Genomic DNA, 23,279 nt, shown 5'->3' with positions numbered 1-23,279 from the left:
GTGGCCGCCACACCGGCGCCTCCCCAGGCGCCCCCGAAGCCCACCTGGGACCCCCGCAGGCCGGAGGCCCCGTTCCCCTGGCTGCGCCCGACCATCCGGATACGGCTCACGCTGCTGTACGGCGGCATGTTCCTGATCGCGGGCATCCTGCTGCTGTCGATCATCTACCTGCTCGCCGCCCAGGCACTGAACGTCGGCAGCGACCTGCCCTTCAAGATCACTAAGGGTCAGGTCACCAGCAATGTCTGTGACCTGCCGTCGAGCGCCACGCCGGACGTGTTCAACGAGGCGATGAACGCCTGCGTCAACGAACAGCGTCAGCACGCCCTCGACAACCTCCTCAGCCGCTCCCTCCTGGCCCTGCTCGGTCTGGCCGTGATCGCCTTCGCCTTCGGCTACGCCATGGCGGGCCGCGTCCTGGCGCCGCTGGGCCGGATTCTGCGCACGGCACGCGCGGTGGCGGGTTCGGACCTGTCCCGCCGGATCGAGCTGGACGGCCCGGACGACGAGATCAAGGAACTGGCGGACACCTTCGACGACATGCTGGAGCGGCTGCAGAGAGCCTTCACCGCTCAGCAGCGCTTCGTCGGTAACGCGTCGCACGAGCTGCGCACCCCGCTCGCGATCAACCGCACGCTCCTCGAAGTGCATCTGTCCGACCCGAGCGCACCGGTGGAGCTCCAGCAACTGGGCAAGACGCTGCTGGCCACCAACGAGCGCAGCGAGCAGCTCGTGGAGGGCCTGCTGCTGCTCGCGCGGAGCGACAACCAGATCGTCGAGCGCAAACCGGTGGACCTCGCCGAGGTCGCCTCGCAGGCCGTCGACCAGGTGCACGCCGAGGCGCAGGCCAAGGGCGTGCGGATCCGGGGCGAGCAGAAAACGGCGGTGGTCCAGGGCAACGGCGTCCTGCTGGAGCGCATCGCGCTGAACCTCGTGCAGAACGCCGTGCGGTACAACGTCCCGGAGGGCGGCTGGGTCGAGGTCAGCACCGAGGTCCAGCACGGTCAGGCGGTCCTGGTCGTCACGAACACCGGCCCGGTGGTCCCGGCGTACGAGATCGACAATCTCTTCGAGCCGTTCCGACGGCTGCGTACCGAGCGCACGGGCAGCGACAAGGGCGTCGGACTCGGGCTGTCCATCGCCCGGTCCGTGGCCCGGGCACACGGCGGGCACATCACGGCGCAACCGCGTGAGGGGGGAGGGCTCATGATGCGGGTCACCCTGCCCGTCTGAGACCATTCCGCGACACACACGGGGTTGTTCGCTTTGCGCGGAATTTTCATGGACCGCTCCTGGCGTCTCCCTGTGTGATCGATCACAAAGGCAACTTTCCGGCCATCTACTCTCAGTGATCATGCACCCTGTCGGAAAGCCGGGAAAATCCCGGTTTTCGGGGAGCTTGATCACGGGAAGTACACGGTGAGACGCCTTTGAAGTGCGGCATCGGGACCGTGTACGGTCCGCATCGCCATCCAAGCCGATCACTCGTGAGGAGTCCGGTTGGGTGTCGATTGAGTAACAGACCTTGATGTGAGGCAAAATCTCCGCCTCGGGTCGGGCACAAGTCCGGCCTCTCACGCGTTACGTGCGCTGGAGACACCACAGACACCCAGAGGGGGAGAGCGACATGGCAACGGATTACGACACCCCACGCAAGACCGACGACGACGTCGACTCGGACAGCCTTGAAGAGCTCAAGGCCCGTAGGAACGACAAGTCGACCTCCGCAGTGGACGTCGACGAGTTCGAGGCCGCCGAAGGTCTTGAGCTGCCCGGCGCGGACCTCTCGAACGAGGAGCTGGCCGTCCGGGTGCTGCCCAAGCAGCAGGACGAGTTCACTTGCATGAGCTGCTTCCTGGTGCACCACCGCAGCCAGCTGGCCCGGGAGAAGAACGGCCAGCCGATCTGCCGCGACTGCGACTGAGGACGGGTCGGCCGTGACTGGCTCGACCCCTCCCTGGAAGCGCCGCTTCCCGCGGGGAGCGGACGAAGGGCCGCTCGACGGTCCTCATGGCGCGCGTGACGACGAGCGGGGCTCATCCGATTCCGGATCGGCCTCGCTCGAACCGGCCGACCGGGCCGACCTCCCGGTGCCGGTCCCGACGGAGGCTCCGGCACCCGTCGCACGGCGACGTGCGGCGGTCTTCCGGGACAAGGCCAGGGAAGGCGTCCGCAAGAGCGGCAGCCGGGCCCGGGCGGGCCTGGCGTACCTCGCCGACCGGCTGATCGAGATCGCCCCGCGGATCCCCGTACGCGACCTCGAGACACTGCGCCGGCAGTTCCCGGGCCTCGGGCCCGAGCAACTCGCGGACAAGCTCGTGACGGGCGCGGCGAACGCGACGTCCACGGTCGGCGCGGGCATCGGAGCGGCGGCCATGCTGCCGGTACCGCCCGCGATGCCGACCGAACTGGCCGCCGAGATCACCGGCGTCGCGGCCATCGAGCTGAAACTGATCGCCGAGCTGCACGAGGTCTACGGCGTACGCCCGCCCGGCAATCTCAAGCAGCGCAGCACCGCGTATCTCAACTCCTGGTCGGGAGAGCGCGGGGTCGACGTGACGAAGCCGTCGACGTTCAGCGCGGCGATGAACGGTCAGATGAAGCGCCAGCTGCGCCAGCAGATCATGAAGCGCATGGTCCGCAACCTGCCGAACCTGATGCCGTTCATGGTCGGGGCCGCGGTCGGGGCGGTCATGAACCGCAGAGACACCCGCAAGCTCGCCGAACACATCCGCAAGGACCTGCGCAAGGCACAGGTGCCGTGGGAGACGCTGACGGAGCTGCCACCGCTGGAGACTCCCGCGGATCCGCTGCGCATCGGCGAGATCCCCAAGGAACTCGGGAACTGAACCGAAACTTTGCCCGGCGGGCAGAATCCTTGCCTAGGCGGCCGCCGCCCGCGCGGCCTCCAGCGCCTCCGCCAGCCGCTCGGGCTCCCGCGTCGACAGGTACAGATACGGCGTCGGGTCGTCCGGGTCGGTGACCTCGACCTTCAGCGCGGTCGGGATGTAGGCGCGCAGCAGCAGGAACGCGCGCGTGTCCGCCTTGTACGTGCGCCAGGCGCGCGCCTCCTCCGGGTCGAGGATCTCCGCCTCGCCCAGGGCCGTCACCGGGATCTTCGCCTCGCCCGCGATCAGCGAGCCGCCGACGACGCGGATGCGCGGCGAGCCGTACGAACTGGCGACGACGGCCGCGGCGGCGGTGCCCCCGGCCAGGCCGCCGAGCATCGGCAGCGTGCCGAACGGCAGCAGGATCAGCGCCATGGAGACCCCGACCAGGAAGCTGATCAGCCACCAGGAGCGGGGAGCGGTCAGGCGTTCTTCGTACGGGGTGGCGGAGAGCTGCATACGGCCAAGCTTGGCACGGTGTCGGTATCAGGTCGGCGCGCGGGTAAGGTCTGCGGCTGTGAGTGGTTCGTCCGCAGTTCTCAAGCCCCCCGCCGACGCCAGGAAGCCGGTGCGTCATCCCGACGCTCCCGCGCCCGGTGAACTGCTCGGCGCGCACTACGGCCAGTGCTTCGGCTGCGGCGGCGAGCAGGCTCACGGACTGCATCTGGAGGCGCGGGCGGGCGAAGGTGTCTCCCTCACCGCCGAGTTCACCGTGCGGACCGCACACCAGGGCGCCCCGGGGCTCGCCCACGGCGGCGTGCTGGCGTCCGCCCTCGACGAGGCCCTCGGCTCGCTGAACTGGCTGCTGCGGACGATCGCCGTGACCGGCCGCCTGGAGACGGACTTCGTCGCGCCGGTGGCGGTGGGCACCACACTGCATCTGACCGCCGAGGTCGTGGCGGTGGCCGGACGGAAGATCTACTCGACGGCCGTCGGACGCATCGACGGTCCCGACGGACCCGTGGCCGTCCGCGCCGACGCGCTCTTCATCGAGGTGAAGGTCGATCACTTCGTCGACAACGGCCGCCCGGAGGAGATCCGGGCCGCCATGGACGACCCGGACCAGATCAGGCGCGCCCGCGCCTTCGAGGTGAATCCGTGAGCCGTGACCCCGTGAACGTGCTGATCCGGCGCGTCGACCCGGACGTACCGCTTCCGTCGTACGCGCACCCCGGTGACGCGGGAGCCGATCTGCGCACCACCGAGGCGTGCGCACTGGAGCCCGGTGAGCGGGCCGTGCTGCCCACGGGGGTGTCTGTCGCGCTCCCGGAGGGGTACGCGGCCTTCGTGCACCCGCGCTCCGGTCTCGCCGCCCGCTGCGGTGTCGCCCTCGTCAATGCCCCGGGGACGGTTGATGCCGGGTACCGTGGAGAGATCAAGGTGATCGTGGTGAATCTCGACCCGCGCGAGGCCGTGCGGTTCGAGCGCTTCGACCGGATTGCCCAACTGGTCGTCCAGCAGGTCGAGAGGGTCCGCTTCCAGGAGGTCGCGGAGCTTCCCGGGTCGGCGCGGGCCGAAGGGGGCTTCGGATCCACCGGCGGCCATGCCGCGGTGACCGGAACGAGCAGCACAAGCGGTCAGACCGCCGTGGGCGGCGCGACGGGTGGGAATCGATACGCTTCGGTCGTATCCGACCGGGAAGGACAGTGACGTGTTCGGACGTCGCAAGAAGAAGGGTGCCGCCGACGACGCGGCCGGCGAGGCCGAGCAGGTCGTCGACAGTGTCGACACTGAGGCGGACGTTGAGGTAGAGAGCGGGCGCGTGCGGCTCGAGCCGGAGCCGCGGCCCGACGGGCCCTGGGACAGCTCCGAGGTGAGCGACCCGGCCGAGGGCCGGGTCGACCTGGGCGGCATCTTCGTGCCGGGTGTCGACGGCATGGAGCTGCGGGTCGAGGTCGCGGGCGACGCGATCGTCGCGGCGACCGTCGTGCTGCGCGACAGCGCCGTCCAGTTGCAGGCCTTCGCCGCTCCCAAGCGCGAGGGCATCTGGGGCGAAGTACGTGAGGAGATCGCCGGCGGCATCACTCAGCAGGGTGGCATCGTCGACGAGGTCGAGGGTCCGCTGGGCTGGGAGCTGCGCGCCCAGGTGCCGGTGCAACTGCCGGACGGCACGGGCGGCTTCCAGGTCGTGCGGTTCGTCGGTGTGGACGGGCCCCGCTGGTTCCTGCGCGGGGTGATCTCCGGGCAGGGTGCGGTGCAGCCGCAGGCCGCGGGGCTGCTCGAGCAGATCTTCCGGGACACGGTCGTGGTCCGCGGCGAGGGCCCGATGGCGCCCCGCGACCCGATCGTCCTGAAGCTGCCGAACGACGCGCAGATGGTCCCCGAGAGCATCCAGCAGGAGGAGGCGGGTTCGCGCTTCTCCGGTGGCATGGGGCAGTTGCAGCGCGGGCCGGAGATCACCGAGGTCCGCTAGTCAGACACGAGAAGGGCCGCACCCCGGGTTCGGGGTGCGGCTCTTTTTCGTGCGCGGAACCGTCAGGGTTGCGTCAAAGACGTCCCCTGGCGCCCACCCCGTCCCGTTTGTCCACATCGTTGGCCGTAAGGTCGACGCTGCGTACGCAGCAGTGAACGGGAAGACAATAGGGCCATGGGACGCGGCAAGCTTCGGATCTACCTCGGTGCGGCACCGGGCGTGGGCAAGACGTACGCCATGCTGTCCGAAGCGCACCGGCGGGTGGAGCGCGGCACGGACTGTGTGGTGGCGTTCGTGGAGCATCACGGGCGGCCGCGGACCGAGGTGATGCTGCACGGTCTGGAGCAGATCACGCGCCGGGAGCTGGAGTACCGCGGCGGTGTCTTCACGGAGATGGACGTCGACGCGGTCCTCGCGCGCCGGCCGAAGGTGGCGCTGGTCGACGAGCTGGCGCACACGAACATTCCCGGGTCGCGGAATGCCAAGCGGTGGCAGGACGTGGAGGAGTTGCTGGCGGCCGGGATCGATGTGGTCTCGACGGTGAACATCCAGCATCTGGAGTCCCTCGGCGATGTCGTCGAGTCGATCACGGGCGTACGGCAGCGGGAGACGGTGCCGGACGAGGTGGTGCGCCGCGCGGATCAGATAGAGCTGGTGGACATGTCGCCGCAGGCGCTGCGGCGGCGGATGGCGCACGGCAACATCTACCGGCCGGACAAGGTGGATGCGGCGCTGTCGAACTACTTCCGGCCGGGGAATCTGACGGCGTTGCGGGAGCTGGCGCTGTTGTGGGTGGCGGACCGGGTCGATGAGTATCTGCAGCAGTACCGCAGTGAGCATCGGGTGTCGGCGATCTGGGGTTCGCGGGAGCGGATCGTGGTGGGGCTGACGGGGGGTCCGGAGGGGCGGACGCTGATCCGGCGGGCGGCGCGGCTGGCGGAGAAGGGGGCCGGCGGTGAGGTGCTGGCGGTGTACATCGCCCGCAGCGACGGGCTCACGTCCGCCTCTCCGAAAGAGCTGGCGGTCCAGCGCACGCTCGTCGAGGACCTGGGCGGCACGTTTCATCACGTGGTCGGGGATGACATTCCTGCCGCCCTGCTGGACTTCGCGCGCGGAGTGAACGCCACGCAGATCGTGCTCGGTGTATCCCGGCGCAAGAGCTGGCAGTACGTCTTCGGGCCGGGCGTGGGGGCGACGGTCGCCCGGGACTCCGGGCCCGATCTCGACGTCCACCTGATCACCCACGACGAGGCGGGCAAGGGACGAGGACTGCCCGTCGCCCGCGGGGCGCGCCTCGGGCGGGCCAGGATCCTCTGGGGCTGGCTGGTCGGACTGGCCGGTCCGGCGCTCCTGACGGTGCTGCTGAACACCGTCGATCTCGGCCTGGCCAACACCATGCTGCTGTTCCTGACGGTGGTCGTGGCGGCGGCGCTGCTCGGCGGGCTCTTCCCGGCGCTGGCCTCGGCGGCCTTCGGATCGCTGCTGCTGAACTTCTTCTTCACCCGGCCCCTGCACCGGCTGGCCATCGCGGACCCGAAGAACATCGTCGCCCTCGTGATCTTCGTCGGGGTGGCGGTGTCGGTGGCGTCGGTGGTGGATCTGGCGGCCCGGCGTACCCAGCAGGCGGCGCGGCTGCGGGCCGAGTCGGAGATCCTGTCGTTCCTGGCGGGCAATGTGCTGCGCGGTGAGACCGGGCTGGAGGAGCTGCTGGAGCGGGTGCGGGAGACGTTCGGGATGGAGTCGGCGGCGCTGCTGGAGCGGCAGAGCGACGTGGACCCGTGGACCTGCGCCGGGAGTGTGGGGCCGCGGCCGTGCGCGAGCCCTGAGGACGCGGACGTGGACGTGCCGGTGGGCGATCACATGGCGCTGGCGCTGACCGGGCGGGTGCTGCCGGCGGAGGACCGGCGGGTGCTGGCCGCGTTCGCCGCGCAGGCGGCGGTGGTGCTGGACCGGCGGCGGCTGCGGGCGGAGGCCGACCGGGCGCGGGCGCTGGCGGAGGGCAACCGGATCCGTACCGCGCTGCTGGCCGCCGTCAGCCATGACCTGCGCACCCCGCTGGCCGGGATCAAGGCGGCGGTGACCAGTCTGCGCTCCGACGACGTGGCGTGGTCGGAGGAGGACCAGGCGGAGCTGCTGGAGGGCATCGAGGACGGCGCCGACCGCCTCGACCACCTGGTGGGCAACCTGCTGGACATGTCCCGGCTGCAGACCGGCACGGTCACCCCGATCATCCGGGAGATCGACCTGGACGAGGTGGTGCCGATGGCGCTGGGCGGGGTGCCCGAGGACAGCGTGGTACTCGACATCCCCGAGACGCTGCCCATGGTGTCCGTCGACGCCGGGCTGCTGGAGCGCGCGGTGGCCAACCTGGTCGAGAACGCCGTCAAGTACAGCCCGGACGGCAAGCCCGTCCTGGTGTCCGCCAGTGCCATCGCGGACCGGGTCGAGGTGCGGGTGGTCGACCGCGGACCCGGCGTCCCCGACGAGGCCAAGGAGCGCATCTTCGAGCCTTTCCAGCGCTACGGCGACGCCCCGCGCGGCGCCGGAGTCGGCCTGGGTCTCGCCGTCGCCCGCGGTTTCGCCGAGGCGATGGACGGCACCCTGCACGCCGAGGACACCCCCGGCGGCGGCCTCACCATGGTCCTCTCCCTCCACGGGACCGGCTCCCGCCCGCCGGACGCGGCAGAACCGCACGCGCAGGAACCTCTTTACCCCGCTCGACCGGAAAGGCAGCCCCTATGACCCGGGTGCTCGTGATCGACGACGAACCGCAGATCGTGCGCGCCCTGGTGATCAACCTCAAGGCCCGCAAGTACGAGGTCGACGCGGCCCACGACGGTGCCACCGCCCTCCAGCTCGCCGCCGCCCGCCACCCCGACGTCGTGGTGCTCGACCTGGGCCTGCCCGACCTCGACGGCGTCGACGTGATCAAGGGGCTGCGCGGCTGGACCCGGGTGCCGATCATCGTGCTCTCCGCCCGGCACACCTCCGACGAGAAGGTCGAGGCGCTGGACGCGGGTGCCGACGACTACGTCACCAAGCCCTTCGGCATGGACGAGCTGCTGGCCCGGCTGCGGGCCGCCGTCCGCCGCGCCGAGCCCACCGGGGGCGGCGAGGATGACGTGACGGTGGAGACCGACGAGTTCACCGTCGACCTGGCCGCCAAGAAGGTCCACCGCGCCGGCAAGGACGTACGGCTGACCCCCACGGAGTGGCACCTCCTGGAGGTCCTCGTCCGCAACAGCGGCCGTCTGGTCAGCCAGAAGCAGCTGCTGCAAGAGGTGTGGGGGCCGTCGTACGGGACGGAGACGAACTACCTGCGGGTGTACATGGCCCAGCTCAGGAGGAAGCTGGAGGCCGACCCGTCGCACCCGAAACACTTCATTACGGAACCCGGGATGGGGTACCGGTTCGAGCGCTAGCACCGGGGGTACGTAGCTGTCGGCGGGCCCCGGTACGCTTCAGATATGAGTGGTGTTCCTCGTTCCGAAAAGCCGGTGGGCCGGTTCCGGCGCATGCTCGACCGGCTCTCCTCGTCGCAGGAGGATCTGGAGTCGGAGGAGCTGCGCGAGGACGCCGACACCGCAGGCTGTATCCGCATCGGTGACTGCCACGACCGTCAGATAGTGACCGTTACTGGTACCTTGCGCACGGTCACCCTGCGGCCGCGTGCCGGAGTTCCGGCCCTGGAGGCCGAGTTGTTCGACGGCTCCGCCGCGCTGGACGTGGTGTGGCTCGGGCGGCGCTCCATCGTGGGGATAGAGCCAGGACGCAAGATGATCGCGTCGGGCCGGATCTCGATGAGCCGCGGACGCCGTGTGCTGTTCAACCCGAAATACGAACTGAGACCCCTTGGACGGGAGTAGCCGGTGACGTCGCTCGACAAGCCGACCACAGACACCGAAGACACCGCAGCCGCCGGGCACGACGCCCGGGCGGTGACCGAGGCAGCGCTGTTCGAGGCGTTCGGCGGCCTGCGGGGCATGATCGAGACGGTGTTGCCCGGTCTTCTCTTCGTCACCATCTACACGATCAACAAGGACCTGCACCTGTCGGCGATCGCCGCCCTCGGTGTGTCCGTGCTGCTGGTCGTGGTCCGTCTGGCGATGAGGGACACCGTCAAGCACGCCTTCAGCGGAGTCTTCGGCGTCGCGTTCGGTGTCGTGTTCGCGATGATGACGGGCAACGCCAAGGACTTCTACCTGCCCGGCATGCTCTACACGCTGGGCCTGGCGCTCGCGTACATCATCACGACCCTGGCCGGCGTCCCGCTGCTCGGTCTGATCCTCGGCCCGGTCTTCAAGGAGAATCTCTCCTGGCGCACCCGCAACCCGGGCCGCAAGAAGGCGTACGCCAAGGCCAGTTACGCCTGGGGCCTGATCCTGCTCGCCAAGTGCGCGATCCTCTTCCCGCTGTACTGGTGGGCCGACACCACCCAGCTCGGCTGGGTCCTGATCGCCCTGAAGATCCCGCCGTTCCTGCTGGCCGTCTGGCTGACCTGGGTGTTCCTGGCGAAGGCCCCGGCACCGATCGACGTCTTCGCCGAGATGGAGGCGGAGGAGCAGGCCGAAAAGGAACGCAAGGAAGCCCTCACGCAGGAGCACGACGAGGCCACGGCGGGCCGGCACCGCCGGGACGCCTAGCAAGCGGTTCTACGACGACGGAGGGCGCCCCGCGAATCGCGGGGCGCCCTCCGTTCTCGTAACCCTGGAACGGCTCAGCTCACCGTGTCCTCGCGGCGCACCGACAGCAGATCCTCCAGCTGTTCCTCGCGGGCCTGGGCTGCCACGAACAGCAGTTCGTCGCCGGCTTCCAGGGAGTCCTCCTGGGACGGGGTGAGGACGCGGTTGCCGCGGATGATGGTGACCAGGGACGTGTCCTGCGGCCACTCGACGTCGCCGACCTGGGTGCCGGCCAGAGCCGACTCCTCCGGCAGGGTCAGCTCGACGAGGTTGGCGTCGCCGTGGCTGAAGCGCAGCAGCCGGACCAGGTCGCCGACGCTGACCGCCTCCTCGACGAGGGCGGACATGAGGCGGGGGGTGGAGACGGCGACGTCGACGCCCCAGGACTCGTTGAAGAGCCACTCGTTCTTCGGGTTGTTCACCCGGGCGACGACGCGCGGGACGCCGTACTCCGTCTTCGCCAGCAGGGAGACGACCAGGTTCACCTTGTCGTCGCCGGTCGCGGCGATCACGACGTTGCAGCGCTGGAGCGCGGCCTCGTCCAGGGACGTGATCTCGCAGGCGTCGGCGAGCAGCCACTCCGCCTGCGGGACGCGCTCGACCGAGATCGCGGTCGGCGCCTTGTCGATGAGCAGGACCTCGTGGCCGTTCTCCAGCAGTTCGCCCGCGATCGAGCGGCCCACCGCACCGGCACCGGCAATGGCGACCCTCATCAGTGACCGCCCTCCTCTTCGGGACCCTTGGCGAACGCCGCCTCGACCTTGTCGACCTCGTCGGCACGCATCATCACGTGCACCAGGTCGCCCTCCTGCAGCACCGTCTGCGAGGAGGGCAGCATCGCCTCACCGAGGCGGGTCAGGAACGCCACGCGGACGCCCGTCTCCTCCTGCAGCCTGCTGATCTTGTGACCGACCCAGGCGGTCGAGGCGTGCACCTCGGCCAGCTGGACACCGCCGGTGGGGTCGCGCCACAGCGGCTCGGCACCCGAGGGGAGCAGACGGCGCAGCATCTGGTCGGCGGTCCAGCGGACGGTCGCTACGGTCGGGATACCGAGGCGCTGGTAGACCTCGGCGCGGCGGGGGTCGTAGATACGGGCCGCGACGTTCTCGATGCCGAACATCTCGCGCGCGACGCGGGCGGCGATGATGTTCGAGTTGTCGCCGCTGGAGACGGCGGCGAAGGCGCCGGCCTCCTCGATGCCGGCCTCGCGCAGGGTGTCCTGGTCGAAGCCGACGCCGGTGACCCGGCGGCCACCGAACGAGGAGCCGAGCCGTCGGAAGGCGGTGGGGTCCTGGTCGATCACGGCGACCGTGTGCCCCTGTTGCTCCAAGGTCTGGGCGAGAGCGGAACCCACTCTGCCGCAGCCCATGATGACGATGTGCACGACCGTCCTTCCGCTGTCAAAGAGTCGTTGACTTGGTCTGAACAGGGTCTCAGACCGCCGCCCAAGCTACACACGCGCGGTCGGCGGAGGGGACCCCCGTGCACGGGCCGCCGCGGGTCAGCGGCGGCTGATGCTGCGGACGCTGACCAGGGTCAGGATGCCGAGGCCGACGAGGGCGGCCGCGGCGCCGATCAGCTGGGCGGTGCTGTGCATGGATCCTCCAGAGGTCGGCAACGGCCGGGAGACGGACAGGAATCGGTCGGGAATCAGTCGGGTTTTGTCATATAGGCATAGGTGCCAGACGGCCCGCGGAAACCGAGCCCGCACCGGTCCCCGTTTTCACCCGGTGAGCAGATGTGGGGTGGCAGGTGGGCGGCCCCCCGTTCGAACGCCTACGATCCTCTGTTGTGTCCAAACTGACCGACGTGCCCAAACGGATTCTGATCGGGCGCGCACTGCGCAGTGATCGGCTGGGGGAAACACTCCTGCCGAAGCGCATCGCCCTACCCGTCTTCGCCTCCGACCCGCTGTCCTCCGTGGCGTACGCGCCCGGAGAGGTGCTGCTGGTCCTGTCGATCGCGGGCGTGTCGGCCTACCACTTCAGCCCCTGGATCGCGGTCGCGGTCGTCGTGCTGATGTTCACGGTGGTCGCCTCCTACCGGCAGAACGTGCACGCCTACCCCAGCGGCGGCGGCGACTACGAGGTGGCCAACACCAACCTCGGCAACAAAGCGGGCCTGACCGTCGCGAGCGCGCTGCTCGTCGACTACGTCCTCACCGTCGCCGTGTCGATCTCGTCCGGCATCGAGAACCTCGGCTCCGCGATCCCCTTCGTGGTCGAGCACAAGGTGGTCTGCGCGATCGCCGTGATCGTGCTGCTGACACTGATGAACCTGCGCGGAGTGAAGGAGTCCGGCAAGCTCTTCGCGATTCCGACGTACGTCTTCGTCGCGGGCGTGTTCATCATGATCGCGTGGGGCGCGTTCCGCGGGCTGGTGCTGGACGACCCCATGCGGGCGCCGACGGCGTCGTACGAGATCAAGGCGGAGCACCAGGGCCTGGCGGGTTTCGCGCTGGTCTTCCTGCTCCTGCGCGCCTTCTCCTCCGGCTGTGCCGCGCTCACCGGTGTCGAGGCGATCTCCAACGGTGTCCCGGCCTTCCGCAAGCCCAAGTCCAAGAACGCGGCGACCACGCTGGCGATGATGGGTCTGCTCGCGGTCACCATGTTCTGCGGGATCATCGGGCTGGCCATGGCGACCAAGGTCCGCATGGCCGAGAACCCGGCCGTCGACCTGCTCAGCAACGGTGTCGCGCTCGGCTCCGACTACGTCCAGAACCCGGTCATCACCCAGGTCGCCGAGGCCGTCTTCGGCAAGGGAAGCTTCCTGTTCGTGATCCTCGCGACGGCCACCGCGCTGGTGCTGTTCCTCGCGGCCAACACCGCGTACAACGGCTTCCCGGTGCTCGGCTCGATCCTCGCCCAGGACCGCTATCTGCCCCGCCAGCTGCACACCCGCGGCGACCGGCTCGCCTTCTCCAACGGCATCGTGCTGCTGGCCGGCGCGGCCGTGCTGCTGGTGTGGATGTACGGCGCCGACTCCACCCGGCTGATCCAGCTCTACATCGTCGGCGTGTTCGTCTCCTTCACGCTCAGCCAGACCGGCATGGTCCGCCACTGGAACCGCCACCTGGCCACCGAGAAGGACCCCGCCAAGCGCCGTCACATGATCCGCTCCCGCGCGATCAACACCTTCGGCGCCTTCTTCACCGGCCTGGTGCTGGTCGTCGTCCTGGTCACCAAGTTCACCCACGGCGCCTGGGTCGCGCTGCTCGGCATGGTGATCTTCTACGTCACGATGTCGGCCATCCGCCGCCACTACGACCACGTCTCCGAGGAACTCGCCGCCCCCGAGGGCCCGAGCGACGACAGCGTACGACCGTCCCGCGTGCACTCCGTCGTCCTGATCTCCAAGATCCACCGCCCCACCCTGCGCGCCCTGGCCTACGCCAAGCTGATGCGCTCCGACACCCTCGAGGCGCTCAGCGTCAACGTCGACCCGGCCGAGACCAAGGCGCTGCGCGCGGAGTGGGAACGGCGCGGGATCGACGTACCGCTGAAGGTGCTGGACTCGCCGTACCGGGAAATCACCCGGCCGATCATCGAGTACGTCAAGAACGTGCGCCGGGAGTCGCCGCGCGACGCCGTGTCGGTGATCATCCCGGAGTACGTCGTCGGCCACTGGTACGAGCATCTGCTGCACAACCAGAGCGCGCTGCGGCTGAAGGGCCGGCTGCTGTTCACGCCGGGTGTCATGGTGACCTCGGTGCCCTACCAGCTGGAGTCGTCCGAGCTCGCGAAGAAGCGGGCGCGGAAGGAGTGGAACGCGCCGGGGTCGGTGCGGCGCGGTCCGGCGGAGCAGCGGCCGAAGGAGCCGAGTGCGAAGGAGCCGAGCGGGAAGGAGTGACGTGCGGCTGAGCACGTAGACTGGTGGGCTGTTGTCCCGCGGTTCCCCTTGACCGCCCGTTTTCCCTTTCCCTTTTCCTATGACGTTGTGGAGTCACCCCGCCATGCAGGCAGAACCGAAGAAGTCGCTGGTCGGGGAGGAGTACGAGGTCGAGATCGGGCCCGTCGCGCACGGCGGGCACTGCATCGCCCGTACGGAGTCGGGGCAGGTGCTGTTCGTCCGGCACACGCTGCCCGGTGAGCGGGTCGTGGCGCGGGTGACCGAGGGCGAGGAAGGCTCCCGTTTCCTGCGCGCGGACGCGGTGGAGGTGCTGTCCGCCTCCAAGGACCGGGTCGAGGCGCCCTGTCCCTACGCCGGTCCGGGGCGCTGCGGCGGCTGCGACTGGCAGCACGCCAAGCCCGGCGCCCAGCGGCGGATGAAGGGCGAGGTCATCGCCGAGCAGTTGCAGCGGCTGGCGGGGCTGACGCCCGAGGAGGCCGGCTGGGACGGCACGGTCATGCCGGCCGAGGGCGACAAGCTGCCCGCCGGTCAGGTCCCGGCGTGGCGGACGCGGGTGCAGTACGCCGTGGACGCCGAGACGGGACGGGCGGGTCTGCGCCGGCACCGCTCGCACGAGGTGGAGCCGATCGACCACTGCATGATCGCGGCCGAGGGCGTCAGCGAGCTGGGCATCGAGAAGCGTGACTGGACGGGCATGGAGTCCGTCGAGGCGATCGCGGCGACGGGGTCGCAGGACCGCCAGGTGATCCTGACGCCGAGGCCGGGCGCGCGGCTGCCGCTCGTCGAGCTGGACAAGCCGGTGTCCGTGCTGCGGGTGGAGGAGAAGGACGGCGGCGTTCACCGCGTCCACGGCCGCGCCTTCGTCCGCGAACGCGCCGACGGCCGCACCCACCGCGTCGGCAACGGCGGCTTCTGGCAGGTCCACCCGAAGGCCGCGGACACGCTCGTGACAGCGGTCATGCAAGGGCTGCTCCCACGCAAGGGCGACATGGCGCTCGACCTCTACTGCGGCGTCGGCCTCTTCGCCGGCGCCCTGGCCGACCGGCTCGGCGAGAAGGGCGCGGTGCTCGGCATCGAATCCGGCAAGCGCGCCGTCGAAGACGCCCGGCACAGCGTCGCCGACTTCCCCCGCGTCCGCATCGAGCAGGGCAAGGTCGAGTCGGTCCTCCCGCGCACCGGTATCACCGAGGTCGACCTGATCGTCCTCGACCCGCCGCGGGCGGGAGCGGGCCGGAAAACGGTCGAGCATCTGTCCTCACTCGGCGCCCGTCGTATCGCGTACGTGGCGTGCGATCCGGCGGCGCTGGCGCGGGACTTGGGGTATTTCCGGGATGGGGGGTATCGGGTGCGGATGCTGCGGGCGTTCGATCTGTTTCCGATGACTCATCATGTGGAGTGCGTGGCGATCCTTGAACCGGTCGCGAAGGGATCCTGACCTGCGGTTTTGTGTGTGCGCATTATGTGCGGTGTGGGCGTTACGGGCGATATCTTGACGCTGAAATGACGCTCGTAACGCTCATTTGACGCTCGTTCTGATGGGGTGTCAGGCGCCTTGTCGGGCAGGTCAGAACCCTGCCAAGGTGGCGAGCATCGATGGACCGCCGAAGGCAGGCGACGCAGGTCGCGGACCTACTGAGTCCTGCTGGTCAGATGTTCCGGAAGAGACCAGGCGGTCCCGTGTGTGAGCGGTCGAGCAATTACGCGATCTTCCACACCGTGACCTGTCGCGATGGGTAGCTGCTCCTCGCTGACCTGTGAAGACAGTCTTTCGGTTGCTTCACGGTCATGCCCGTTGATGCGGCCGGAAGTCCCAGAGGACTCCCACCTGTGATCGCCACTCTTGCAGCTCTATGCAGAGCGAGGGGGGCGGGCGCAGCACGCCGCCATCGTCCATCACCGCGCGGCGGCACGATCGACCCGTGCCTGGCCGGAGTCGCCCGGCGATCTGCGCAAACCCTCCGCCCGAGCGCGTAGAAGCGGACACGTGACAGCGGCAGGGCCCTCCGCCTGGTAGACGGCGGGCCCGATCGCTGGCTACCCGCTGTCGCCGCCGCCCTGGACGTCGACCGCCGCACCGTCTACCGCTTCATCACCGCCGGAGACCTCCCCGTCGTCGATCTGCGCACCGGGACGGAACGCTCCCGCGTCCGTTTCCCCGCTGCCGGGCTGGAGGAGTTCATCGCCAGCAGATTGGTTGCTTCCCCGCGTACCCGTCGGTGATCTCGCTGCCGTCAACCCGGCCCTCACCGTTCCCGAACGAAGGAGTAGTACCGCGTACCTCCGCAAATTGAAGTCCGGCAAGTGGCAGGCGACCGTCCGCAACCGGGCAGGAGACCGGTTCAGTGGGTCCTTCCCCCTCAAGGCCCAGGCGCGGGCTTGGGGCATCGAGTTGGAGACGCAGTTCGCCCGTGGAGGCATGCGCGACCCGCGGGCCGGCGAGATCGCATTCCGTGAGTGGCATGACCGATGGTGGAAGGCCCGTATCGTCGAGCCCCATACCCTGCGGGGCGACGCGTCCAGCATCAAGAACCACGTCATGCCCTACTGGGCGGACTGGGAGATGCGGGCGATCACTCGCATGGATGTCCAGAGCTGGATCCGCTCTCTTGTCGAGAAGGGGGCGGGAGCCTCCGCGATCAAGCGGGCCTACAACCTGACGTCGTCCATCATGCGTGCGGCGGTCGACGACGATGTGATCGTGGTGAGTCCCTGCCGCAGCATCGACCTGCCGGCCATCGCGGTCAAACCGCCGCAGTGGTTCACGACCGATCAGGCACAGAGCATCCTCGACGGACTCGCCCCCGCCTGGCGGACGATGTGCCCGCTCGGCTTCTACACCGGGCTGCGCTGGGGCGAGCTCTCTGGCCTGCACCGGCACCGCATAGACACACGGCGCTCGCGCCTGTTCGTGGTGGAGGTCAACGCCAAGAGCGGCATCAAGGAGTATCCCAAGAGCTCCAAGAGCCGCCGGGAAGTCCCGCTCCCGCCTCACGTCCTGGAGGCCCTCGAACGCCACATCCACCGACTCGACCGCGACGCGGTGGTGTTCACCACCATCACCAAGGGCCGCTCCGGGCGCCTCCTCGCCGACAGCAACTGGCGACGGCAGACCTGGTGGCCCGCCGTCGAGGCCGCCTACCACTTCGGCGACGACTGCGAGCTGCAGCTCGTCCCGCACTACCCACCGCACTCCATGCGCCACACCTGCGCCTCTTGGCTGGTCCAGAAGGGAGTCTCGCTCTACGAGGTCCAGCACCTCCTCGGTCACGAGAGCTTCCAGACCACCCAGCGCTACGCACACCTGCAACCCGACGCCCACAAGGCCGTCCTCGGAGCCTGGGAGCGTATGGAAACTCCGCTCACCATCGCCGCATAAACCCTTCGCCCTGTCCTTCCCGGACAGGGCGAAGATCCGATATGTCCGGGCGGCGCGCCGTGGTTTCGTGATCTCGCGGCGGCAGCACCGGGACGCGATGTCCTCCGGCGACCACGCCTGTTCCGCGTCCCGCTGATCCGCCGTCAGCAGCCGAGCTCGACCCCGCTGTACCAAGCGCGGCTTCTGTCTTCCCTGACGCCCCACCGGCTCCTGCGATTCCGGACGCGTAACCGCGCTCTGGCTGGGAAGCAGCGGCGGTGGAAGTGGAAGGACAAGTCACCGCGGCCCACGGCAGGGGCCGGAGAAGGTGTGATGGCGACCGAATCACATGGGGGCGGCAAGCCGTCTTCTGAAGAGATACAGGACTGGGAGGCCAGGTTTGACGGGGGATTTGGTGATGTGACGAGAGCCCGCCTCGGCGCGGAGGAGTTTCTGACCATGCTCGCGCGGTCCTCACCGCCGGCGACGCCCGAGTACCGGGATGACGTCCTACTGGTTGTCAGCGAGCTTGCCGCCAACGCCATACAGTACGCTCCAGGACCCTTCGGGCTGACGATGCGCAGGTCGTTCGACGGTGTGCACGTGACGCTCAGCGACACGAGCACCACCCCACCGGCGCCGCGCCCCTTCCACCCCGGCAAGGGCAGTGGTGGCGGGATCGGTTGGTACCTGATCCACACGCTGTGCGACCAGGTCAGTGTGGTGGTGCGGGCCGACGGCAAGGACGTGCACGCGTTCCTGCCCTGGTGAGCCGCCCGCCCGACGAGCCGGCACTCACGTCAGCGGCACCAGCACGCTGACTGTCTTGCCGCCCTCTCGGCGGCGCTCGATGTGGATGTCGCGGGACAGGCGGATGATCAGCGGCCACCCGTAGCCGCTGCCCTCGTGCGCCTGGGGGAGTGTGCCGGGCCCGTAGGCGGCGGAGGGAACGGCGTTGCTGTAGTCGTGCACGCTCAGTCGCACCCCCTCAGGAAGCAGGGCCACCTCGAACCCCGCGAGGCCGCCGCCGTGCCGGATGGCGTTGGTGACGAGCTCCGACACGACCAGCAGGAGGTCCATGACGGCTCTCTCGCTCGCCGGCCCGGACGCGGCGCGCCAGTGCTCTTCTACGACCGACCGCACATAACTCCGTGCCGTCGCCGCGCTGGTGATCGGGACCGGCCGGGTGGGCGCCGTCCCGCTGTCCCCGGCCGTACGATGCTCCGCCGGCTTCACGATTGCTCGTGCGCCGCCCGCGAGATGCTCCTCACTGCCTGAGCATCGCGGGCGCGCACCAAGAGGGCTGCGGCTACTGTCACTTCACCATTCCCCGCACGCTGTCGTCCCCGCTCCTCGTCGTCCATCCGTGCTCACGTCCATCCGTGCTCATGGGACTCCGCTACCCGCTCGCGCCCGAACCATGGGGCCGAGTGGTGCGGTGAGCAGCGGGCGGCGGACGGTTACTCGGGATCGAGGGGCTCGCGGTCCGTCGACCCGAAGGGTACTTCCCTGCTCGCACAGCTCAGCCGGCGATCGCCGACTCCTCCGCCGGAGGCTTGCCCAGGCCCGTGGTGACCGCACGTCGCTGCACCGGTGCGACGGGGTCGTGCGCGGCGGCGAGCAGGCGGCGGGCCGTTTCGAGGGCCTGTTCCACCTCGCGCGTTCCGGTGGACACGCACAATGTGTAGGCCAGGTCCCGTGCGCGCAGGTCCCTCCGGCCCGTGTCGGGCTCCCCGTCGCCGTCGTGGGCCATGACTGTCTCGTACTCCTCGACGAGCCTGCGCAGTATCGCCGGATGGGGCATCAGCATGGGTATCCGCTCCTGGAAGATGTGATCGTCGCTCCTGCCCGACGGGCGAGGCGGTCGGGCCTGGGGGGGAACATGCCGGGAATCGGGCCACTCCTGCGTCACGTGGGCCAGCCGTTGTCGGAGGGCTCCGGCCGTGTTCCCTGGGCGAGCGCTTCGTCCCGTACCCGCGCGCAGCACCGGCTGATGAGGCGGGAGACGTGCATCTGGGAGATGCCCAGGTGATCGGCGATGCGGCTCTGCGTCATGTCCTCGAAGAAGCGCAGGTACAGGATGGTGCGCTCGCGCTCGGGCAGGCGCCGCAGCCCCTCCTTCGCCGCCTCTCGGTCGATGACCACGTCGTAGGCCTCGTCGCAGGCGCCGATCGTGTCGGCGAGGCTGAAGCCGTCGTCGCTCGAGGACATTTCGGCGTCGAGGGACAGGGTGCTGTAGCTCTCCAGGGCCTCCAGCCCCGTGTTGACCTCGTCCTCGGTGAGCCCCGTGTGGGCGGCGATCTCGGCGACCGAGGGTGTGGAGCCGCTCGCCGAATCGCTGAGGTCGCGGCGCGCGATCCGTACCTTGTTGCGCAGGTCCTGGACGCGACGGGGAACCCTGAGGGCCCACATCCGGTCGCGGAAGTGCCGCTTGATCTCCCCCGTGATGGTGGGCACGGCATAGCTTTCGAAGGCGCCCCGTCCGGGCTCGTACCGGTCGATGGCCTTGATCAGGCCCAGGGCCGCGACCTGGCGCAGATCCTCCAGCGACTCACCGCGGTTGCGGAACTTCCCCGCGATGCGGTGGGCCATGGGCAGCCAAACCTCGGTGAGTTCGTCGCGTACCGCGTCTCGCTCGGGACCCTCGGGCAGGGCGGCCAGGCGGGCGAAGTCGGACGCGGTGTCGGGGGCGTCGTCGTGGGCGTGTCCGCCGGACACGCGGGGGCGGGCAGTGAAGTCGGAACCATGTGCGGACGTTTCGACCAGCATGCGGGAACAGCTCCTGAACGGCGTTCTCGGCGAGTTTTCGTGGGAAACGGTGCACGGGGCACGAAGACCCCGGAGCGGTCACATCTGTCGCACCGGTGCGCCTCTGGTCCGAAGCACGGAATTCCGCTTGCCCCGCGTCTCCCCACGCAAACAACCCGGGGACGAAAGCGGTTGGCAGAGAGACCGGCGCCGGTCGGGGGACTTCCGCGGCCGATATGCCCGGATCGGCCACGCCGAGCGCCGACTTCACGCCAATACTCACCTCGATGGCGCGTTCGCGGTGGGGGAGGCGGAGTGATCCGCGAGAGCCGGGGCACGCGGGGGTATGACAGCGGGTTCCGGCGATCGGGAGGGCGGCATGGCAGCCGTGACGGTGGCGCAGGCAACGGCACCGGAGACGGTCACGACGGAGGGGGCGGCGCTGCCGCTGATCGAGGATCCGACGAGCGTGAGGCCCCAGGACGCACGGGAGTTGTCGCGTCAGTTCTTCGACCGACTGGCCATGCTGGAGGAGGGCACGCACGAGTACCAGTACGTGCGCAACACGCTGATCGAGATGAACCTGTCGCTCGTGCGGTACGCGGCGTCGCGCTTCCGCGCGCGTGGGGATTCGCTGGAGGACATCGTCCAGGTCGGGACGATCGGGCTGATCAAGGCCATCGACCGCTTCGAGGTGTCCCGAGAGGTCGAGTTCACGACGTTCGCCGTCCCGTACATCGTCGGCGAGATCAAGCGCTTCTTCCGCGACATGAGCTGGGCGGTCCATGTGCCGCGCCGGCTGCAGGAGGCGCGCGTGGAGCTGGCCAAGGCGACGGAGGAACTCCGCTCCCGTCTGGGCCGTACGCCGACCACCCGCGAGCTGTCGCAGCTGATGTCCCTGTCGGAGGAAGAGGTGATAGAGGCCCGCAAGGCCGCCAACTGCTATCAGTCCACCTCCCTCGACGCGGCCGTCACGTCCGACACGGACAACGGCGAGTCCGTCCTGGCCGACCTCCTCGGTGAGGAGGATCCGTCGCTGGAACTCGTCGAGGACTTCCACTCGTTGGCACCGCTGATCGCCAGGCTGGACGAGCGTGAGCGGCGGATCATCCATCTGCGGTTCGTCGACGAGCTCACCCAGGCGCAGATCGCCGACCGGATCGGGGTCTCCCAGATGCACGTCTCGCGGCTCATCAGCCGCATCATCAAGCAGCTGCGCACCGGGCTGTTGGAGCCCGGGGTCGCCTGAGCGGTATCCGACGAGCCTGAGCGGTGTCCGACGAGGGGGCCGCGGCCGTGTGGCCGTCGCCCCCCGGTCTGCCCGGGTCAGGTTCTGCCGACCGGGCGCCGGCACTCCGCCGACGCCGACAGGGGAATCACCGCGGTGACGCGCTTGCCGCCGGCCGGCAGATCCGACACCAGCACGGTGCGCGACAGCCTGCAGACGATCGGCCAGCCGCGCCCTGAGCAGCGGCGTCGTCCCTGACGGTCGACCGGGTCGACTGTGATGGGCGGGCGCCGCTCCCGGTCGCTGACGGACAGGTACAGGTTCTGGCCGACGACCTCGACGTCGAAGTCGGTCACACCGCCGCCGTGCAGCATCGCGTTGGTCGTCAGTTCCGACGCCACCAGCAACGCGTCCGAGAGCGTGTCCGGCGCGCATGCGGTGCCCCGCGCGCGCGACTGTTCGGTCAGGACCCGGCGCACGGCACCCCGTGCCTCGGCCGGGCTCCGCGGCCCGCAGCGCACATGGCCCGCTCCCGCCGGGTTCCTGGTGGCGCCGGTGCGATGGTTCTCACTCATCCTTTCGCCCCTGACACAGACGAGGAGGTCTCCCTCTTCCCCTGGCGTGTTGCCTCCTGTGTACCTGCCTGACCAGTCGGCGAGCCGCCAAACCGCTCCTTCGGCCCATGCGTGCAAAAGCAGCCAAAGCAGGCCGGCGTACCGCGCCCTCGCACGAAACCTGTGTGCCGGGGAGATTCGGGGGTAGGCGGGCGGACGCATCGACGGCATGGTCAACAGCGCGCGCGGGACAGGAGCGTCATGCCCGAAACCGTCAACGACCGGCCGCCAAGGGGCCGGTCGCGGGGTTTCTTCGCGTCACGATGCATGGAATCCGTTTCTCGGGGCACTCGGCCCGATCGCCAACGCCTGTAGGAGGCACTTGTGTCCGTTGCCCACAATCCCTTGTCGATCACGGTGGAAGTGCCCCGCGAGGACGCCGTGCTGCTCACGGTGGAGGGCGACCTGGACATGGATACAGCCACCGAGTTGCAGCACCACCTCGCCAATCAGCTCCATCACGGCCGACGGCACTTCCTGCTCGACATCTCCGGAGTCCCCTTCATGGATTCGTCCGGCATGAACATCGTCCTGCGGGCGTATCAGGAGGTACGGGAGATCCATGGCGGCGTGTACGTCATCTCCCCGACCCCCGCCGTCCGGCGGATCATGGATCTCACCGGTGTCAGCATCACCGTCCCGATCGTGGGCAGTGTCGAGGAGGCGCTGGCCACCGCCGACTCCCGGCGGGCCGATCCTCTGCCGCCGGCCCCGACGGACGAGTGAGGACCGCTTCCCGGGGAGGCAGTTGACCGGTCGCGGGCCGCATCCGCAGCGCCAACAGTTGCCGTTTGACAACTATAGCCGTGAGGCAACAGAGTGGGCGAGTCAAGCGCGGGAGGGTGTGGAACGTGCCGTTCAGCAACGACGACAGCCCGCGTCGCCGCGCGGCGGCGCACACGCCGCCCCTCCCTGGCGCCGAACCGGGGCGGGGGCGGGATTCAGGCACTCCTGACATCGGAGGAGGACTCGTCACCCTCGTGGATCTCGGCGGACGCCGCGGCACAGAACGCCTCCAGGCCCTCCAGCAGCGCGGTCCGATTCCTGACGGGCATCTGCTCGAGCACGGACTGCAGAGCGGCTTCGCGTCGTGCGCGGAGTTCCGCCAGAAAGGACCGTCCGCGACGGCTCAACTGAAGCCGCAGTTCACGGCGGCTGGAGACGCTGGGCTTGCGTTCGACGAAGCCCACCGCCTGGAGGCGGTCGCACAGCCGGCTGGTCGACGGCGGAGTGGAGCCGAGGGCCTCGGCGAGCATGCGCAGGTTGATGCCGTCACTGTGCTCCAGGATGAACAGCACCCGGATCTGGGAGGCGGACACCGGCGCCGTCGAGGCCCTGCCCCACAAGACCTCCAGCAACTCGGCGGCCTCGGAGGTCACACGCGCCACCTCGTCCGGCCGCGGATGCGAGGAGGAGGAAGTCACGCCCCCACTCTTCCAGGCTTCACGAACACTGTCAGCCCAGCGGTTCGGCAATACGCACAGAGCGCTGGATACGGGCAA

General features: G+C 69.4%; 25 protein-coding genes. 17 read left to right on the top strand and 8 right to left on the bottom strand.

Annotated elements, in window-relative coordinates; all coding sequences use genetic code 11:
• The 3 genes from OG828_RS13965 (at position 1) to OG828_RS13955 (ending at position 2,849) form a co-directional block, all read left to right on the top strand.
• A complete protein-coding gene (locus OG828_RS13965; protein WP_328438123.1) occupies positions 1-1,233 on the top strand; it encodes a sensor histidine kinase in 1,233 nt (410 codons plus the stop codon).
• A gap of 394 nt (positions 1,234-1,627) precedes the next feature.
• On the top strand, positions 1,628-1,924 hold the full coding sequence (locus OG828_RS13960) for a DUF4193 domain-containing protein (protein ID WP_005481602.1): 297 nt from the start codon (positions 1,628-1,630) through the stop codon (positions 1,922-1,924).
• Between the two features lie 13 nt (positions 1,925-1,937).
• Positions 1,938-2,849 carry a hypothetical protein gene (locus OG828_RS13955; RefSeq protein WP_328355201.1) on the top strand — a complete coding sequence of 304 codons (912 nt, stop codon included), beginning with the start codon at positions 1,938-1,940 and terminating at the stop codon, positions 2,847-2,849.
• A gap of 33 nt (positions 2,850-2,882) precedes the next feature.
• Here OG828_RS13955 and OG828_RS13950 read toward each other — a convergent pair whose 3' ends face one another.
• Positions 2,883-3,347: a DUF3093 domain-containing protein gene (locus OG828_RS13950; protein WP_210576915.1), complete on the bottom strand. Its 465-nt coding sequence runs from the start codon at positions 3,345-3,347 to the stop codon at positions 2,883-2,885.
• A 58-nt stretch (positions 3,348-3,405) separates the two neighbouring features.
• Here OG828_RS13950 and OG828_RS13945 point away from each other — a divergent pair, with 58 nt between their 5' ends.
• The 7 genes from OG828_RS13945 (at position 3,406) to OG828_RS13915 (ending at position 9,944) form a co-directional block, all read left to right on the top strand.
• Positions 3,406-3,990 carry a PaaI family thioesterase gene (locus tag OG828_RS13945; protein ID WP_328355196.1) on the top strand — a complete coding sequence of 195 codons (585 nt, stop codon included), beginning with the start codon at positions 3,406-3,408 and terminating at the stop codon, positions 3,988-3,990.
• Positions 3,987-4,538 (top strand): dUTP diphosphatase, encoded by a 552-nt coding sequence (gene dut, locus OG828_RS13940; RefSeq protein ID WP_328355193.1) that lies wholly within the window; start codon positions 3,987-3,989, stop codon positions 4,536-4,538. Before OG828_RS13945 ends, dut begins: the two co-directional genes overlap by 4 nt.
• A gap of 1 nt (position 4,539) precedes the next feature.
• Positions 4,540-5,301 (top strand): DUF3710 domain-containing protein, encoded by a 762-nt coding sequence (locus tag OG828_RS13935; protein WP_328355190.1) that lies wholly within the window; start codon positions 4,540-4,542, stop codon positions 5,299-5,301.
• Positions 5,302-5,475: 174 nt separating this feature from the next.
• Positions 5,476-8,043, top strand: coding sequence for a sensor histidine kinase KdpD (locus tag OG828_RS13930; protein WP_328501306.1), 2,568 nt, complete (start codon positions 5,476-5,478; stop codon positions 8,041-8,043).
• Entirely contained in the window at positions 8,040-8,723 is a 684-nt protein-coding gene (locus tag OG828_RS13925) for a response regulator (RefSeq protein WP_328355184.1), read from the top strand. The genes OG828_RS13930 and OG828_RS13925 overlap by 4 nt, the downstream gene beginning before the upstream one ends.
• Before the next feature lie 45 nt (positions 8,724-8,768).
• On the top strand, positions 8,769-9,167 hold the full coding sequence (locus tag OG828_RS13920) for an OB-fold nucleic acid binding domain-containing protein (RefSeq protein WP_328355181.1): 399 nt from the start codon (positions 8,769-8,771) through the stop codon (positions 9,165-9,167).
• 3 nt (positions 9,168-9,170) lie between these two features.
• Positions 9,171-9,944, top strand: coding sequence for a DUF3159 domain-containing protein (locus OG828_RS13915; protein ID WP_328355178.1), 774 nt, complete (start codon positions 9,171-9,173; stop codon positions 9,942-9,944).
• Between the two features lie 74 nt (positions 9,945-10,018).
• Here OG828_RS13915 and OG828_RS13910 read toward each other — a convergent pair whose 3' ends face one another.
• Together OG828_RS13910 and OG828_RS13905 are read right to left on the bottom strand one after the other, a co-directional pair.
• A complete protein-coding gene (locus tag OG828_RS13910; protein ID WP_301984885.1) occupies positions 10,019-10,696 on the bottom strand; it encodes a potassium channel family protein in 678 nt (225 codons plus the stop codon).
• Complete coding sequence (locus OG828_RS13905) at positions 10,696-11,367, bottom strand: potassium channel family protein (protein WP_328355170.1); 672 nt, start codon at positions 11,365-11,367, stop codon at positions 10,696-10,698. The genes OG828_RS13910 and OG828_RS13905 overlap by 1 nt, the downstream gene beginning before the upstream one ends.
• Before the next feature lie 407 nt (positions 11,368-11,774).
• Between OG828_RS13905 and OG828_RS13900 the strand changes: the two genes are divergently transcribed.
• The 5 genes from OG828_RS13900 (at position 11,775) to OG828_RS13880 (ending at position 17,958) form a co-directional block, all read left to right on the top strand.
• A complete protein-coding gene (locus tag OG828_RS13900; protein ID WP_328438120.1) occupies positions 11,775-13,832 on the top strand; it encodes an APC family permease in 2,058 nt (685 codons plus the stop codon).
• Positions 13,833-13,935: 103 nt separating this feature from the next.
• Positions 13,936-15,267, top strand: coding sequence for a class I SAM-dependent RNA methyltransferase (locus OG828_RS13895; RefSeq protein WP_328501305.1), 1,332 nt, complete (start codon positions 13,936-13,938; stop codon positions 15,265-15,267).
• A 572-nt stretch (positions 15,268-15,839) separates the two neighbouring features.
• Positions 15,840-16,052, top strand: coding sequence for a helix-turn-helix domain-containing protein (locus tag OG828_RS13890; protein WP_328371830.1), 213 nt, complete (start codon positions 15,840-15,842; stop codon positions 16,050-16,052).
• A gap of 67 nt (positions 16,053-16,119) precedes the next feature.
• Positions 16,120-17,208 (top strand): tyrosine-type recombinase/integrase, encoded by a 1,089-nt coding sequence (locus OG828_RS13885; protein ID WP_328501304.1) that lies wholly within the window; start codon positions 16,120-16,122, stop codon positions 17,206-17,208.
• A gap of 312 nt (positions 17,209-17,520) precedes the next feature.
• Positions 17,521-17,958 (top strand): ATP-binding protein, encoded by a 438-nt coding sequence (locus OG828_RS13880; RefSeq protein WP_328371827.1) that lies wholly within the window; start codon positions 17,521-17,523, stop codon positions 17,956-17,958.
• A gap of 24 nt (positions 17,959-17,982) precedes the next feature.
• On the opposite strand, the gene OG828_RS13875 is transcribed toward OG828_RS13880, so the two are convergent.
• The 3 genes from OG828_RS13875 to OG828_RS13865 all read right to left on the bottom strand — a co-directional run bounded on the left by OG828_RS13875 (position 17,983) and on the right by OG828_RS13865 (position 19,956).
• On the bottom strand, positions 17,983-18,423 hold the full coding sequence (locus tag OG828_RS13875; RefSeq protein WP_328355158.1) for an ATP-binding protein: 441 nt from the start codon (positions 18,421-18,423) through the stop codon (positions 17,983-17,985).
• A gap of 286 nt (positions 18,424-18,709) precedes the next feature.
• Positions 18,710-18,997 (bottom strand): DUF5133 domain-containing protein, encoded by a 288-nt coding sequence (locus tag OG828_RS13870; RefSeq protein WP_328355155.1) that lies wholly within the window; start codon positions 18,995-18,997, stop codon positions 18,710-18,712.
• 98 nt (positions 18,998-19,095) lie between these two features.
• A complete protein-coding gene (locus OG828_RS13865) occupies positions 19,096-19,956 on the bottom strand; it encodes a SigB/SigF/SigG family RNA polymerase sigma factor (RefSeq protein WP_328355152.1) in 861 nt (286 codons plus the stop codon).
• 358 nt (positions 19,957-20,314) lie between these two features.
• On the opposite strand from OG828_RS13865, the gene OG828_RS13860 reads away from it, so the two are divergent.
• Entirely contained in the window at positions 20,315-21,184 is an 870-nt protein-coding gene (locus OG828_RS13860) for an RNA polymerase sigma factor SigF (protein ID WP_328501303.1), read from the top strand.
• Positions 21,185-21,261: 77 nt separating this feature from the next.
• On the opposite strand, the gene OG828_RS13855 is transcribed toward OG828_RS13860, so the two are convergent.
• Positions 21,262-21,738, bottom strand: coding sequence for an ATP-binding protein (locus OG828_RS13855; RefSeq protein ID WP_328355146.1), 477 nt, complete (start codon positions 21,736-21,738; stop codon positions 21,262-21,264).
• A 363-nt stretch (positions 21,739-22,101) separates the two neighbouring features.
• On the opposite strand from OG828_RS13855, the gene OG828_RS13850 reads away from it, so the two are divergent.
• A complete protein-coding gene (locus OG828_RS13850) occupies positions 22,102-22,503 on the top strand; it encodes an STAS domain-containing protein (protein ID WP_328501302.1) in 402 nt (133 codons plus the stop codon).
• Positions 22,504-22,718: 215 nt separating this feature from the next.
• On the opposite strand, the gene OG828_RS13845 is transcribed toward OG828_RS13850, so the two are convergent.
• Positions 22,719-23,201: a MarR family transcriptional regulator gene (locus OG828_RS13845; protein WP_328438116.1), complete on the bottom strand. Its 483-nt coding sequence runs from the start codon at positions 23,199-23,201 to the stop codon at positions 22,719-22,721.
• Positions 23,202-23,279: the final 78 nt, after the last annotated feature.

The sequence above is a fragment of the Streptomyces sp. NBC_00457 genome, from assembly GCF_036014015.1.
Taxonomy (GTDB): Bacteria; Actinomycetota; Actinomycetes; order Streptomycetales; family Streptomycetaceae; genus Streptomyces.
This window is presented reverse-complemented; position numbering and strand designations above follow the sequence as displayed.